This window comes from Micromonospora sp. WMMD975 (assembly GCF_029581215.1).
Lineage (GTDB): Bacteria > Actinomycetota > Actinomycetes > Mycobacteriales > Micromonosporaceae > Micromonospora.
Genome location: NZ_CP120739.1, coordinates 6,463,360 through 6,476,006 on the forward strand (window position 1 = coordinate 6,463,360; position 12,647 = coordinate 6,476,006).

11 protein-coding genes and 1 tRNA gene are annotated in these 12,647 nt (G+C 70.2%); 6 read left to right on the forward strand and 6 right to left on the reverse strand.

Annotated elements, in window-relative coordinates; translation table 11 throughout:
- The first annotated feature begins 153 nt into the window (after positions 1–153).
- The 6 genes from O7613_RS29120 (at position 154) to O7613_RS29145 (ending at position 5,329) form a co-directional block, all read left to right on the forward strand.
- On the forward strand, positions 154–915 hold the full coding sequence (locus tag O7613_RS29120; RefSeq protein WP_282291071.1) for an ABC transporter ATP-binding protein: 762 nt from the start codon (positions 154–156) through the stop codon (positions 913–915).
- Positions 909–3,338: an ABC transporter permease gene (locus O7613_RS29125; RefSeq protein WP_282291073.1), complete on the forward strand. Its 2,430-nt coding sequence runs from the start codon at positions 909–911 to the stop codon at positions 3,336–3,338. The genes O7613_RS29120 and O7613_RS29125 overlap by 7 nt, the downstream gene beginning before the upstream one ends.
- Positions 3,339–3,889: 551 nt before the next feature.
- Complete coding sequence (locus tag O7613_RS29130; protein WP_281585146.1) at positions 3,890–4,375, forward strand: IS110 family transposase; 486 nt, start codon at positions 3,890–3,892, stop codon at positions 4,373–4,375.
- A 28-nt stretch (positions 4,376–4,403) separates the two neighbouring features.
- Entirely contained in the window at positions 4,404–4,550 is a 147-nt protein-coding gene (locus tag O7613_RS29135) for a hypothetical protein (RefSeq protein ID WP_282291075.1), read from the forward strand.
- A gap of 12 nt (positions 4,551–4,562) precedes the next feature.
- Entirely contained in the window at positions 4,563–5,060 is a 498-nt protein-coding gene (locus tag O7613_RS29140; protein WP_282291077.1) for a transposase, read from the forward strand.
- 193 nt (positions 5,061–5,253) lie between these two features.
- A tRNA-Arg gene (locus O7613_RS29145) sits at positions 5,254–5,329 on the forward strand.
- A 122-nt stretch (positions 5,330–5,451) separates the two neighbouring features.
- On the opposite strand, the gene O7613_RS29150 is transcribed toward O7613_RS29145, so the two are convergent.
- The 6 genes from O7613_RS29150 to O7613_RS29175 form a co-directional block, all read right to left on the reverse strand.
- Positions 5,452–7,272, reverse strand: coding sequence for an ABC transporter ATP-binding protein (locus tag O7613_RS29150; protein WP_282291078.1), 1,821 nt, complete (start codon positions 7,270–7,272; stop codon positions 5,452–5,454).
- Positions 7,269–8,981: an ABC transporter ATP-binding protein gene (locus O7613_RS29155; protein ID WP_282291079.1), complete on the reverse strand. Its 1,713-nt coding sequence runs from the start codon at positions 8,979–8,981 to the stop codon at positions 7,269–7,271. The genes O7613_RS29150 and O7613_RS29155 overlap by 4 nt, the downstream gene beginning before the upstream one ends.
- A gap of 11 nt (positions 8,982–8,992) precedes the next feature.
- Positions 8,993–10,744: an asparagine synthase (glutamine-hydrolyzing) gene (gene asnB, locus O7613_RS29160; RefSeq protein WP_282291080.1), complete on the reverse strand. Its 1,752-nt coding sequence runs from the start codon at positions 10,742–10,744 to the stop codon at positions 8,993–8,995.
- Positions 10,745–10,746: 2 nt separating this feature from the next.
- Positions 10,747–11,577, reverse strand: a complete 831-nt coding sequence (locus tag O7613_RS29165; RefSeq protein WP_282291082.1) for a hypothetical protein — start codon at positions 11,575–11,577, stop codon at positions 10,747–10,749.
- Positions 11,574–12,413: a DUF692 domain-containing protein gene (locus tag O7613_RS29170; protein WP_281585140.1), complete on the reverse strand. Its 840-nt coding sequence runs from the start codon at positions 12,411–12,413 to the stop codon at positions 11,574–11,576. The genes O7613_RS29165 and O7613_RS29170 overlap by 4 nt, the downstream gene beginning before the upstream one ends.
- An 80-nt stretch (positions 12,414–12,493) precedes the next feature.
- Positions 12,494–12,625, reverse strand: a complete 132-nt coding sequence (locus tag O7613_RS29175) for a hypothetical protein (RefSeq protein ID WP_281585139.1) — start codon at positions 12,623–12,625, stop codon at positions 12,494–12,496.
- Between the last annotated feature and the right edge of the window lie 22 nt (positions 12,626–12,647).

Genomic DNA, 12,647 nt, shown 5'->3' on the forward strand with positions numbered 1-12,647 from the left:
GGTGGGCCGGTTCGGCCGCGTCCACCTGCGGGTGGTCATCCTCGGGTACGACGTCAGGCTCGTCCCGGACCCGGGCTCCGCCCGGGGGAGGGCCAGAATGTGCCCGCGCCGGCACGACGCGCGGCACCTGCCGGAGCCGGCACCCTGACGGTCATGACCACACAGGCAGTGACCCTGACAGGGCTCCGCGCGGTGTACGGCACCGGAGCACGCCGAGTGACGGCGCTCGACGGCGTGACGACCAGCTTCGCCAGCGGCACCTTCACGGCCGTGATGGGCCCGTCGGGCTCGGGCAAGTCCACCCTGCTGCACTGTGCGGCCGGGTTGGACAAGCCGACCGCAGGGACCGTCACGATCGACGGCAGGCGTCTCGACGACCTGGACGAGGACGAGCTGACCCGGTTGCGCCGCGATCGGATCGGTTTCGTGTTCCAGGCGTTAAACCTCGTGTCCACGCTGACCGCTGCCGAGAACGTCGAGTTGCCGCTGCGCCTGGCGAGGCGCCGTCCCCCGGCCCGGAACGTCCTCGCCGCGCTCGACGCCGTGGGACTGACCGACCGGGCCGGGCACCGGCCGAGCGAACTGTCCGGCGGCGAACAGCAACGCGTCGCCGTGGCCCGAGCGTTGATCACCTGTCCCGCGGTCGTCTTCGCCGACGAACCGACCGGGGCACTGGACAGCGCGGCGTCCCAGCAGATCCTCCGGCTGCTGCGCGTGCTCGTCGACGACCACCGGCAGACCGTCGTGATGGTGACCCACGATCCCACCGCGGCCGCGTACGCCGATCGGGTCCTCCTGCTCGCCGACGGCCGCGTCGTCGACGAGTTCACCGGCGGGATCACCGCAGCGGTCGTCGCCGCGCGGATCGCCGAGCGGGACACGGTCCCGGCGCGTCCCGTGGAGCCGTCGTGCTGAGCATCCGGCGGTCGGCCGGTGCGTTCATCGCCGTCGCCGTCGGCGTCACCCTGGTCACGGCGACCACCCTGCTGCTCGCCTCCGGCCGCCCACAGGTGCCCGATCGGCTGGCGTACGCAGCGGTCGTGGTGCAGAGCCCTGAGGCCGGTGCGCCGACCGACTCGTTCGCGCCCACCCGGCCGTGGTCGGCCGCCAGGACGGCGGAACTCACCAGCGGGCTGGCCGAGGTGCCGGGCGTTACGGCGGCAGTGCCGGACCGGACCTTCTACGCCCAGGCGCTCGTCAACGGCCGGCCCCCGGCCACCGATGCGCAGCGGGAGGACTCTCACCAGGGGCACGGCTGGTCCAGCACCCGGCTGGGTGGACTTCGTCTCACGGCCGGCGAGCCGCCCCGGCGGGCCGGCGAGGTGGTCGTCGACAGCGCGCTCGGGCTGCCTCCCGGCGGGCCGGTCACCCTGCTCACGGCAGCGGGACCGGAGCCGCACACCGTCACCGGTCTGGTCGATGCGCCCGGTGTCTACGTCGCGGACGAGGTCGCGGCCGTGCTCGCGCCCGGCGTCCGGGCCATTGGCCTGCTGGTCGCTCCGGGCGCCGACCCCGAGGCGATCGCCAAGGCGGCTCGCGGTGTCCTCGGCCGCGACGGGCGGGCGTTGACCGGGGACGGCCGCGCCGCTCTGGAGCCTCGGGGGGATGCCCGCACCCGCTGGATCGGCATGCAGGTGCTCACCGCCACGGCGGCTCTCGCGGGTTTCGTCACGGTCTTCGTGGTCGCCTCCACCTTCGCGATCACCGTCGCGCAGCGTCGCCGTGAGCTGGGCCTGCTACGCGCCGTCGGGGCCACCCCCCGTCAAGTCCACCGCATGGTCCACGCCGAGGCGCTGGTCGTCGGCGCCACGGCCGGACTCACCGGCCTCCTGGCCGGCGTAGCGCTCGCCCCGGTGTTGGGCGGGCTGCTCGTCGACGTCGGCTTCGAGCCGGCGACCTTCCGGGGCCGGTACGAACCCTGGCCGGTCGCGGTGTCAATCGTCGCCGGTCCGATGATCGCGCTGCTGGCCGTCTGGTCGGCGTCGCGCCGAGCGGCACGCGTACGCCCGCTGGAGGCGTTGCGCGAGGCGGCGGTGGAACAGCGGCCGATCGGACGGCTGCGAGTCGCCACCGGGGTGCTCCTCGTCGCGGCGGGGCTCGCCCTCAGCCTTGGCACGGCGACCGCCGACCAGGCCCGCGACGCTGCCACGTTCGCCCTCTACGCCGTGATGGCCCTGGTGGCCGGCGCCACCGTGTTGGCCCCGGCAGCCGTCGGCCCCGTGGTGCGGCTGCTGCGGTCGCCGGTGCGTCGACCGGGTGGTGCAATCGGGATGCTGGTCCGGGCCGGGGCGTCGACCGCGACCCGGCGGACGGCGTCGATCGCCGCCCCGGTGCTGCTCACGGTCGCGTTCGCGGTGCTGATCTCCGGGATGGTGCGCACCACCACGGCCGCCTACGCGGCGAGCCGGGCCGACAACGTGAACGCCGGCTGGGTCGTCGTGCCCGACCGCGCACCGGGCCTGTCGGACCAGGTCGTCGCGGCGGTTGGGGGGACCGCCCTGCTGCCGACGACGGTCTTCGAGAGCGACCCGGACTCGTCGCCGGCGAACCAGCCGTTGACCGCGCACGGCGTGGACCCTGCGGGCTTCGCCGCTGCCAACCGGGCGCTCACCGTGGTTGCCGGCTCACTGGACGACCTGAGCGGTGGTGACACGGTGGTCCTTCCCGCCTCGGCGAACCGGCAGCCGTCCGAGCCGTACGCGTTGGTCTTCGCCGATGGGGAGGTGGTGTCGCTGCGCGTCGTCGCGGTCGTCACCGACGACTCGATCCCCGGCGACCTGCTCCTGCCCCGGTCGATGGTCCGGTCGCACGACCCCTCGGCGCTCACCTCCGCGGTGTACGTCCAGAACCGGGTCGACCCTCCGGCCGGAGCGCGGATCGTCGACGTGGCCGGGTGGGCGGCCGAGGCGGACCGCGCCGAGGACCGCCTCGTTTGGCTGTTCACGCTGCTGCTAATCGGTGTGTCGGCCGGTTATGGGGCTGTCGCGGTGGCGAACACGCTGTTGATGGCCGCCGCCGGCCGGGTGGTTGATCTGCGGCTGATCCGGCTGGCCGGGGCGACCCGGCGGCAGGTCATCTGGCTGGTCACGGCCGAGGCCGCCCTGGTGGTGCTGATCGGCGCTCTGCTCGGCGGGGCTGTCGCGTTCGTCGGTCTGCTGAGCGTCCGTGCCGGCCTCGCCGAGCAGGCCGGCGTACCGGTCGACTTGGTGGTGCCGTGGTCGGTGGTCGGCTCGGTGGTGGGGCTCTGCCTGCTGCTGGCGGTGCTGGCGAGCGCGTTGCCGACCTGGCGGTCACTGCGTCACCGCCCCGCGCGGTCCCCCGTCGGCATCATGGGGTGAACCCGTGCCACCGCTCTCCCAGCTGGGCGGTCGCGCCGCCACCGCACACCGACGCGATCCATGCACCGAAATTCGCTCTCTCAGTCACTGTGCTCCTTCCCCCGCTCGACGGGGGTCTGATGCCCGCGGGCCGCACACCAAGTCCGAGATGCCGGCGGCAGGTGCGGCAGACTGGCGCCGCCGCGCCCACAGGGCGGGGAGTGGGGATGGCTGTGTGTGTTCCGCCGTGATTGTGGCTGAGCCTCGAGGTGCCACCCACTTCTCGCCTCGCGGGCAGGCCGGGTTGAACGGGCGCGGCCCTGGTGGCCGTAGACCCTGATGCCCGGGAGCGATGGGTATGGCTGCGTGTGTTTCGTCGAGATCGCTTGGCTCACGGTAGGAGATGCCACCCGCTGCTTCGTCGTCTGCGAGATTCGGTAGACCGCTGATGGAGATCCGCGACCTGCGTTCGCATTGACAGAAGATGCCGGCTAACCCGAACCCAGACGAGGCACATTCGAGCAAACCGACCGACGAAGGAGAGTACGACGGTGGCGAAGCTGTGAATCGGCGTGGACATCGGCAAGACCCACCACCACGTCGCCGCCGTCGACGGCGAAGGCCGGCTCGTCTACTCCCGCCGAGTAGCCAACGACGAGACCTCACTGCTCACCGTCATGGCCGAGGTGTCGACACACGGCCGTGCGGTCTGCTGGGCAGTCGACGTCACCACCGGCCTGTCCGCCCTCCTGCTGACCCTGCTCTGGCGCCGCCAGGTGCAGGTCCGCTATGTCTCCGGCACCGTCGCGTTCCACATGGCCGCCGCGTTCGCCGGAGAGAACAAGACCGACGCCCGCGACGCGGTCGTCATCGCACAGACGATCCGTATGCGCCCCGACATCCCCGTCCTGGAACCGTCTGACCGGCTCCTGGCCGAGCTAACCGTTTTGACGGGTTACCGCGGGGACCTCGTCGGGCAGCGCGTCGCCACCCTGTTCCGGTTGCAGGAACTCCTCACCGGGATCAGCCCCGCCCTCGAACGGGGGCCGTGGACCTGAACCGCAAGGCCCCGATGATGGTCCTCGCGTGCTGGCAGACACCGGCCGCGATCCGGCACGCCGGCGTCGACCGGATCACCGCTCTGCTCCGCCGCGGCACGTCAAGAACGCCGTCCAGGTGGCCGAGGCGATGGTCGCCGCCGCCCGGCAGCAGACCGTCACCCTGCCCGGCTAACGTGCCGCAGCCGTGGTCGTCGGGCAGATGGCCACCGAGATCCTCGCCATCGAACAACGCATCGCCGCCGTCGACGACCTCATCGCCGAGCAACTCGACCAGCACCCCTTGACGCCGATCATCGGGAGCCTGCCCGGCATGGGTCCCCTGCTCACCGCCGAACTGCTTGTCCACACCGCCGGCATGACCGAGTACGACAGCCCCGCCAAACTCGCCGCCCACGCCGGCCTGGCCCCAGTTTCTCGCGACTCCGGAACGGTCTCCGGGAACCATCGCCAGCCCCGCCGATACCACCGAAGACTGCGCCACATTCTGTGGATGGCCGCCTTCACCGCCGCCAGAGAATGCCCCACTTCGCGCGCCTACTACGAGAAGAAACGCGCCGAAGGCAAAAACCACCGCCAAGCCATACTCGCCCTCGCCCGACGACGCGTCGATGTCCTCTGGGCACTCATCCGCGACCGCAAAACCTTCACCCGACCGGCGCCAGCGATCCGCGCCGCAGCCTGAACCAGCCCGCTCCACGCCGACACGAACCCATCGCGCCGGCCACTCCACCCTGCCCGCCAAGATCAACCAGAGTCACATGGAGACTCGGGGTGTGGTCCTGGGCTGGGCGAACGGCGGTCCGGGGAACGTGGGTGAACGTGGGCCACTCCCTGCCACCCCAGGTGAACCCCAGGTCGCTAGACTAGGCGCTCGCGCCCTCGTAGCTCAGGGGATAGAGCATCGGTTTCCTAAACCGTGTGTCGCAGGTTCGAATCCTGCCGGGGGCACCAATTCGAGGTCCTGACCAGCAAAAGTCGGCCAGAGCCTTGATTCTTATCTATGCGACGAAGGCGCTGACCAGCCGGTTCGCTGCCCTCGCGGCAATATCACCCACTGCGCACATCAGCGGAGATCAACTCAGGTCCGTCCGTATGCCGACCGTCGGCACCGGTTCCTCGGCATAAGCGGCGGGCTGGCCGTGGGTCGCGAGGGTCGGCCGCTGGATGCCCTCGGACAGCCAGCGCTCCGTGGCCAGCAGTTCCGCAGGCGTCCCGTACGCCACCACCCGCCCGTTCCGCACCAGTGCTACCGAGTCGGCGTCCAGGCTCCGGAGCAGGTCGTGCGTTACGACGATCATGGTGCGCCCGGTCCGGAGCAGGCGGGTGGCGTCCTGAACCCTCTGGTCGGTCTCGACATCCAGGCTGCTGGTCGCCTCGTCCCAGATCAACACCGTCGGGTCCGCCATCCACGCGCGCAAAATCGCGATCACCTGGCGCTGGCTCGCGGACAGAGCCGTACCACGCACCCCGACGGGTGTGTCGAGCCCCTCAGATGTGGTGGACAGGACTGACCAGACTCCAAGCGTGCGTGCGGCGGCTTCGATCTCGTCGTCGGTGGCCGTCGGGCTGCCCATCCTGATGTTGTCCGAGATGGAACCGGTGAACAGGTATCCCTCCTGCGGCACGTAGGCGATCGCGCGACGTAGGTCCGAGTGGGCCAGTCGACGCACGTCGACCCCGTCCAGCGTGACTCGCCCCCGCTGAGGGTCGTAGAAGCGCAGCATCAGTTTCACCAGCGTGGACTTGCCGGCGCCGCTGGGGCCGATGATGACAAGGGTGCTGCCCGCGGCAACGGCCAGGTTGACGTCGTGCAGCACGTCCGGTCCGCTGAGGCCGTCGTGGTCGGGGTAGGCGAAGGTCACGTCGGACAGGGTGACCGCGCCGCGTGGGTCCGGGAGTCGCGCCGGCGACGCCGGTTCGGACACCGTCACCGGTGTCGCCAGGATGTCGATGACCCGTTCGGCCCCCGCCACGGCCGACTGGAGGGTGTCGTACACGGAGGACAACTCGTAGATCGGACTGAAGAAGCCCCGCAGGTAGAGAAGGAAGGCGGTGAGGGTGCCGATCTCCAGCCCCTCGGCCGAGACGGAACGAGCCCCCATGGCGAGGACGGCGACGGTGGCCAGGGCCGAGCAGAGGTCGAGGGTGGGGAAGTAGACCCCGGCCGTGCGGACCGTGGCGGCTTTGGCCTGCCGCTCCTCGCCGTCAGCCGCGGCGAACCGGTCGAGTGTCGTCCGCTCGTGGCGGAGCGCCTGGATGACCGCGATGGCGCTCAGGGCCTGCTGCAACTCGACGGTGACTGCGGTCGCGGTCTCCCGTACCTGTCGCCAGGCGACCGCCGACCGACGGCGGAACCATCTCGTCGCCAGTGCCAGCACGGGCATCACGACGAGGCAGGCGACCGCCAGCCCGGGGTCGAGCAGAAGGAGCACGACCGCCGTACCGGCGAGGGTGAGCGTACTGACGAAGAGGGTGACGAATCCCTGGGTCAGCAACCCGCTCATCGCTTCGATGTCCGCGGTCAGGCTGGCGACCTGCCGCCCCGGACGGTGGTGTTCGTGGTACTGCATCGGCAGCCGTTGCAGGTGCGCGAAGAGCGCGACCCGAGTGCTGGAGAGCATGCCGTGCCCGGCGCGGGCCACCGCGCGGATCTGTGTACGGGCCGCGAGCACCTCCAAGCCGGCCAGCGCGACGCCGGCCAGTGCCGCGAGGGACAGCACCGTGACGTTCCCGACCAGGATTCCGTCGTCGATGGCGACCTTCATCAGGTACGGGATGGTGAGCGCGGCAGCGGTCTGGAGGATGGCAGCACCGAGGCCGAGCAGGACCGGCCCTCGGTGCGTCCGGAGCAGCGGACGCAGGAACGCGACCACGCGACCTCGTCGCGCGGTCACCGCTGACCACCGCCCGCGCCGGTGGTCTCGCACAGCGCACCGTCGGCGGTCAGGGTGACCACCCGCCCGCGAGGTTGTCCCCCAACTCCGGGTCGGGTCAGATGCAGGATGGTGACCGCGCCGGCCAGTTCATCGAGCCGGTGGCGAACGCGTTGCCTGGTCTCCGTGTCGATCTGGGTCAGTGCGTCGTCGAGGACGAGGACCCGGGGTTCTGGCAGGACTGCGCGGGCCAGGGCCAGCCGCTGGCGCTGCCCGCCGGACAGCAGATGTCCGTGTTCACCGACGACGGTCTGCAATCCCTCGGGCAACGTCCGCACCAACTCGTCGGCGGCGGCCAGGCGCAGCGCCCGGTCGAGTTGGGCCGCGGTCGCGGTGGGGTGACCGACGAGGAGGTTGTCGCGGACGGTGCCGTTGAACAGGACGGCGTCCTGTGGCACGTAACCTACCGCGGCGCGTACCGAGCCGAGCGTGAGGTCGGCGACGTCGATGCCGTCGGCCATCAGGCGGCCGGAGTCCGGCAGCCAGAGTCGCACCAGCAGCCCGGCCAGCGCCGACTTGCCGGAACCACCGACGCCCTCGATTGTCACGTGTTCACCTGCGGCCACGTCCAGTCGGATCCGGCGCAGGCCGGGCCAGGTCCCGCCGGGGTACCGGAAGCAGAGGTCGTCGAAGGTGACGGAGGCGCCACCTGACGCTCGGGGCAGGTCGACCGCACCGGGACGGTCAGCCACCGTCAAGGGCTCGTCCAGAACCGCGTAGACCCGAGCGGCGCTGGCGGCGGCCCGCCGGGCGGAGCCGAACAGCCCGACCATGGAGCTGACCGGCCACACCAGCAGAGCCATGTAGGTGCTCAGCGCCACGAGTGTGCCCACGGTCAGCGATCCCCGGATCGTCAGGTAGCCGCCGAACCATACGATGAGCACCAGGCCGACCTCGGGTAGGCCGATCGTCCACGGCAGGTAACGGGCCTGGAGCGCGGACAGGGCGACATTGTGGTCACGGACCTCGGCCGACCGGCGAGTGAACGCCTCAACTTCCTCGTTCTCGCGGCCGAGGCCCTTGATGACGCGCATCCCGGCCGCGTTCTCCTCGGCGTGCGTGGTGAGGGCGGCCACCCGTTCCTGAAGCCCGGCGGAAGCGGCGAACGTCCGACGCCCGTAGCCGATGGTGACCAGCCCGAACAGCGGCAGGACAGCGGTGGCGGCCACCCCGACCGGCCAGGACAGGAGCCAGATCTGTATCAGGGCGGCGGCGGCGGTCAGCGTGTTGAGGATGATGAACAGGGCGGAGTAGGAGACGAAGGCGCGAACGATTCGCAGGTCGGAGCCGACGAGGGAGAGCATCCGCCCGGCCTCCGTGCGGCCGTGCCAACCGGCGTCCAGCGAGAGCAGGTGCCCGAAGAGCCGGGCCCGTAGATCCGCCTCCAGACGCAGCCCGACCTGGCCGCTGACCTCTCGGCGTACCACGTCCGCGAGCCAGCGGAGGGCGGCGAGCCCGAGCAGCAGGGCGAGCCCGGCGGTCGTGGCGTCGCTGTCGTCGGGCAACAGGCCGTGGTCGATGATGCGCCGGATCACCAGCGGCAGCGCATTGGTCAGCAGGATGACCACGACACCGAGTGCCACCGCGGTCGCCGCCGCCCACCACCGCCGTCGCAGCAGGCCCAGGACGCGGAGCAGGGCGTCCCGCTGGTGCGCGGTGTCGGTTGGCATGCCGGGCGAGCTCAGCCGGCCACGGACAGGGCCGGCCGGCGAGCCTGCTGCGCCATGAAGTCCAGCATGGTGAACCCGTCGGGAAGCACGCCGCGGCATCGGACGAAGATCTCCTGGTAGAGGTTGAAGACCAGCAGGTCGGACTTCTGTTCGAAGTACGCGCCGTACTCGTCGTCGCGGAGATAGTCCGCCGGCAGCACCTGTTCGCAGAGGCGGATGAACCGCTCCCGGTGCCCGAGGACCGAGGTCGGCGCGCCGATCTTGCGTCGCAGCACACTGCCCACCAGATCGACCTCGTCACCCCAGGTCCTCAGGACGGCCTGCTTGAGCAGTCGCTTGGTGATGCCCAACTCCCAGTCGACCCGGTGGGCCAGCGGTTGACGAAACGCGAACTCGACCACGTGGTGGTCGAGGAACGGCACCCGCATCTCCAGGCTCGCTGCCATCGACGAAGCGTCCAGGAGTTCGAGGTGGTCCCGGGTGAGCTGCTCCCGCATGTTCTCCGCGAACAGCTTCCGCAGGTAGTGCGGGAACGGCTGGTCCGCGGTGAGCGAGTCGAGGTATTCCCGCCCCCGTCGGCTGACCGGACGACCCGACGCTTCGAGAGCGGCGAGACGGTCGACCATCCGCCGGGTCCGGAACGACCGGTTGACGTACTCGCCGTAGCCGCCGAAAACCTCGTCCGCGCCTTCCCCGTTGAGGCACACCTTGACGTCCTCGCCGATCCGCCGGCACAGGAAGTTGAGCGCGATGCCGCCGAGACCGGCGGGCTGCTCGGCGGCGGTGAGGTAGGACGGGATGGTCGCGACGAAATCCTGGAACGTCAGGATCGACACATGGTGGTTCAGGCCGAGTCGCGCGGCCAGCCGCCGGGCCTGGACCACGTCGGGATGGTCCGCGTGGTCCCCGATCGTGTAGGCGCGGATCGGACCGTCGTGCAGTTCGCGCATGAGCCGCGCGAGGATCGTCGAGTCGAGGCCGCCGGAGAGAGTGATCCCGATCTCCACCTCGGCCATCAGGTGCGACCGGACGGTGGCCCGCAGCAGTTCCGTCAGGTCGGCGGCGGCCTCCGCGAACGGCATCGGGTCGGCTTCCGCCTCCGGCAGCGTGTGGTAGCGGGTGACGGAAGTGACAACCTGGTCGTCCGTTAGAACCGCGCTGAGCGTGTGGCCGGGTGGCAAGCTCACCACGCCCCGCAGCAAGGTGCCGGGACCGGCGGGATGACCGAACACGGCCGTGTCGGCCAGCGCTTCCTCATCGATCTGCGGGGTCAGCAGCCGGCTCTGTAGCAGCGCCTTGACCTCCGACGCGAACAGCAGGCCCGCGCCTACCTCGGCGTAGTGCAGCGGCTTGATACCGAAGCGGTCCCGGGCCAGCAGCAGGCGGTCCCCGTCAGCGACCGCGAACGCGAACATCCCCTGTAGATGCTCGACGCACCGGTCGCCGTACTCCTCGTAGAGGTGCACGATGACCTCGGCGTCCGAGTCCGTGCCGAAGTGGTGTCCCCGCCGCCGCAGGTCGTCACGGAGCTGCCGGTAGTTGTAGATCTCGCAGTTGGCCACCACGTACACGTCGCGTCGGTCGCCGCGGATCGGCTGGGCGCCGTTGTCGATCCCGATGATGCTCAGACGCCGGTGGCCCATGCCCGTGAGCTTGCCGAGGTACCGGCCTTCGTCATCGGGGCCGCGGTGACGCAACGAGTCCGTCATCGCCGCCAGGGCCGAGTGGTCGGCCGTACCGAAGATCCCGGTGATGCCGCACATCCTCAACACGTCCTTTCGGCGGTGAAGGCGATCGCCCCGAAGCGGTTCAAAGCGCGGAGCGCCGTCACGACCGGTTGCGGGTCGGGGTAGCGGGACGCGATGTCGTCCACCGTGCGGGTGCCATCGCACCGGAGCCACACCGACTCCATCCCGGCGTTGAGCCGGCAGGTCTGGACGAGCGCCTTCAACGGCCGCTTCACGAACATCATCCGCATCGGCTCCGCGAGCGGCGGGGCGTCCTCGGGCACCTCGCCGGCCTGCAACCTGGGCAGCAGGGCGGTCAGGTCATGCTGGAAGTGGTCGACGAGCACATGCGCGCCGGTGATCGGGACACAGTCGCCGAGCAGCTCCGGCGGTGCCGGCCGACGGGCGAACTCGGCGGCGTCGTGACAGGACGCGGCGCCGAATCCCTGCACCAGTAGGTGCTTCTCGTAACGGAGCAGGTCCCAGGCGTACGCGGGCCGCAGCTCCCCGTCGGCGAAGAGCCGCTCGGCGAAGTCGCACAGCCGTGTCGTGGCCAGGATGACGGCGCTCTCCGCGGCCGGAACCGGCGGGTACTCCCGGCAGAAGCGCACCAGGTGCCGATCGAGTTGACCGTGCAGGACCAGCGCGGAGAGCGGAGCCGACTTGAGCGCCAGGCCCATCCGGGCGTGAGCCAGGTTGCCGGCGTGCAGCCGGAGCCGCTTCCGGTCCATCCGGCGCAAGCTGTCCAGCTCCCGCTCGGTCAGGTCGTACCCTGATGGCGCCTCCGCGTCCTCGCCGAAGAACTCCCGTTCGAAGTGGGGATCGGTGAGCAGCCGGCTGAACGCCCGTTGCATGTCGAGCAGGCTCATGACCCGGCTTTCGCCGGGGCGGGCAGCAGGTCGCGAGCCCGGTCGAGGTGGTCCAGCAGTTCGGCGAACTCCGGCCAGTCGGAATCCCATTCGAGCAGGATCGCCTTGACCGGCGCCCGTTCCACGACGTGGGCGGCCAGCGCCCACACCTGCTCGTTGACGGCGCTGCTGTGAGTGTCGACGAGCATTCCGGCCAACTCGACCCCGCCGGCGATGTGCATCTGCACCACCCGGTCCAGTGGAATCGAATTCAGGAATTCGTACGGGTCGAAGCCCAGGTTTACTGAGTTGATCCAGACGTTGTTCACGTCGACCAACAGGCCGGTGTCGGTTTCCTCGAGCACCCGCGTGATGAACTCGGCCTCGCTGAGGTCGTTGTCCGGGATCGGGAAGTAGTAGGTGACGTTCTCCAGCAGGAACGGCGGTTCCGGGATTCGCGCCTTCAATTGCCGCACGTTGCGGCAGACCGCTTCGAGGCTCTCCTCCGTGAACCACACGGGGGTGAGTTGTTCGACATCGACATCGGGCGTTCTGGTGAAGCTCAGATGGTCGCTGAACCAGTGGCCACGCGTCGCCTCGACGAATTGCGCCAGCCGATCGAGGTAATCGCCGTCGAGGGGAGCCGCCGTACCGACGGACAGGCCGACCCCGTGGGGAATGAGGGGGAACGCGTCGCCAAGCTCCAACAATCGCAGGAGCTTCTCCGGCGGTGCGTACAGATATTGGTCGGAGATGACTTCGAGAAAGTCGATCCGGTCGGCGTTGGCGACGATGTCCTGATGTAGCGCCGTGCGGTACCCCAGGCCGGCGCCGAGCCGTGGTAGAGCCTTGCTCATTGCATCCTCCTGTGGAAGCTTGTGAGGGTGCGGGCTGCGGTGCCGGCCTAGGGCCTGCGCGGCGTGGGCGGGAGGGCTGGTCAGTTCTCCATGCCGCAGCCCGTGCACCCACCGCAGCTCGAGCAGCTCGCGCAACCGGGGGCCTCGATGTCCGAAACGTTGCTGAGCGAAAGCTCCTCCATCTCGAACACGATGTTCTCCAAGGTCTCCATGTGATTCACCTCCCTCCCGCTG

Bases quoted from the DNA above. Each gene is read 5' to 3' on its own strand.
- O7613_RS29120 (WP_282291071.1), top strand. From the start codon at position 154: ATGACCACACAGGCAGTGACCCTGACAGGGCTCCGCGCGGTGTACGGC.
- O7613_RS29155 (WP_282291079.1), bottom strand. From the start codon at position 8,981: ATGCCAACCGACACCGCGCACCAGCGGGACGCCCTGCTCCGCGTCCTG.
- asnB (WP_282291080.1), bottom strand. From the start codon at position 10,744: ATGTGCGGCATCACCGGGATCTTCGGTACGGCCGACCACTCGGCCCTG.
- O7613_RS29165 (WP_282291082.1), bottom strand. From the start codon at position 11,577: ATGAGCCTGCTCGACATGCAACGGGCGTTCAGCCGGCTGCTCACCGAT.
- O7613_RS29170 (WP_281585140.1), bottom strand. From the start codon at position 12,413: ATGAGCAAGGCTCTACCACGGCTCGGCGCCGGCCTGGGGTACCGCACG.
- O7613_RS29175 (WP_281585139.1), bottom strand. From the start codon at position 12,625: ATGGAGACCTTGGAGAACATCGTGTTCGAGATGGAGGAGCTTTCGCTC.